This is a genomic window from uncultured Mucilaginibacter sp., from assembly GCF_903913935.1.
Lineage (GTDB): Bacteria > Bacteroidota > Bacteroidia > Sphingobacteriales > Sphingobacteriaceae > Mucilaginibacter.
On sequence record NZ_CAIWNH010000298.1, the window covers coordinates 1 to 1,747 of the forward strand.

General features: G+C 40.3%; 1 protein-coding gene. It reads left to right on the top strand.

The window, feature by feature from the left end:
• Nucleotides 1-113 precede the first annotated feature (113 nt).
• The gene (locus QZY09_RS11815) at nucleotides 114-1,538 is read left to right on the top strand and encodes a chloride channel protein (RefSeq protein ID WP_295672638.1); all 1,425 of its coding nucleotides are present in this window, start codon (nucleotides 114-116) and stop codon (nucleotides 1,536-1,538) included.
• The last annotated feature ends 209 nt before the right edge of the window (nucleotides 1,539-1,747 follow it).

Consider the following 1,747-nt stretch of genomic DNA (forward strand, 5'->3'; position numbering starts at 1 on the left):
ATGCTGCAAATATAGGAGTTCGTGGTTCATGGTTGATAGTTCATGGTAAAATCTATCAATTAAACAGCGTTTTTCTCCTATGAACCATCAACTATGAACCATTAACTTTTTCCATGAACATTATTATTCAGAAAATCAGGCTTCAATTAAAACGGTCATTTGACAGGATCCGAAACGAAAATTTAAAAAAGAACGCCCTCCAGGCTATCCCATTCTGGATCGCTTCTGTAATAACAGGTCTTTTTGCGGTGCTATACACTAAACTTTTTGTAGGTGCCGAAGATATAACTGCAATGGTAATGAAGCACCATATGTGGATGTTGTTTATCCTGTCTCCGCTTTGTTTTTTGCTGGCCTGGTGGCTGGTGCAGCGCTTTTCTCCCTTCGCCCGGGGAAGTGGTATCCCGCAGGTTATGGCTGCCATACAAGTTACCTCACCCCGTACAAATCATTTGGTTGATCAGCTTTTAAGTTTCCGTATCATCGTAATTAAAGTGTTATCAAGCTTGATTATGGCGATAGGGGGCGGAGCAATAGGAAGGGAGGGGCCTACCATTCACATAGCAGCCTCGGTTTATAAAATTGTTTACCAGGTATTGCCGAAATGGTGGCCTAAAATTGCCAAACGCAATATGATGGTTACGGGAGCCGCCGCTGGCCTTGCCGCAGCATTTAACACACCATTAGGTGGTATTGTATTTGCCATTGAGGAATTGACAAAAACGCATTTCAGCTATTATAAAACGGCGATATTTTCATCAGTGATCATAGCCGGTCTATCGGCGCAGGCTTTATTGGGTCCTTATTTATATCTTGGTTACCCTAAATTAGATGGCCTTTCCGCCTCTATATTTTTTGGAGTGGCACTCGTAGCGCTGATTGCCGGTTTATTAGGTAGCAGTATGTCTAAACTGATTCTTTTTATTTTTGCCTGGAAGGCGAAGTTTAAAACCAAAGCCCATCACGTTTTATTTGTTACTGGATGTTCATTGATGATGGTGCTGCTTGCTTTTTATGTCAATAAAGAGGTGTTAGGGTCAGGCAAGGATATTATGGAAACTACTTTATTTACTGCTAATAAGTATGTTCATTGGTACACACCATTGCTGAGAATTTGCGGACCATTATTTTCATTTACAACCGGTGCGGCGGGCGGTATATTTGCACCGGCGCTTGCTGCAGGCGCAAGTGTTGGCTCGTTGGTAGCTAGTTGGTTTAAAGTATCGGATATTGATACCAATATGCTGATTTTATCCGGGATGGTGGGGTTTTTAACAGGAGTTACCCGGTCGCCCTTTACCTCTGTAATTTTAGTATTGGAAATGACAGACAGGCATAATGTGATATTTCACCTCATTTTGGCAGGGATGATAGCCAGCCTGGTGTCTGTTTTGGTAGATAAGCACTCTCTTTATGATCATTTGAAAGTTCAATACGTAAAAGATTTGAACACGCGGGAAGAAACAGCCTTAACTGAGCAGGTGGATGAGAAAGAAATAATTAACCCCAATACAGACGATCAGGAACGAATTTCATAAATCTGATTCGTGAAATTCGTTCCCATTCGTGAAATTCGTGTCAATTCAAGTCTTGTCTATTTGATATAATTGCCAAAAATAGTTGGTAAAACCTTTGTAATCTATTGTATTTCAAATCAATATATAGAATAAATTGAAATCGATTTCAATTTTTATTTTGAGTTTCACTACCACTTCAACCTAAGGAAAGCGCAGATGAGGTTTTTACA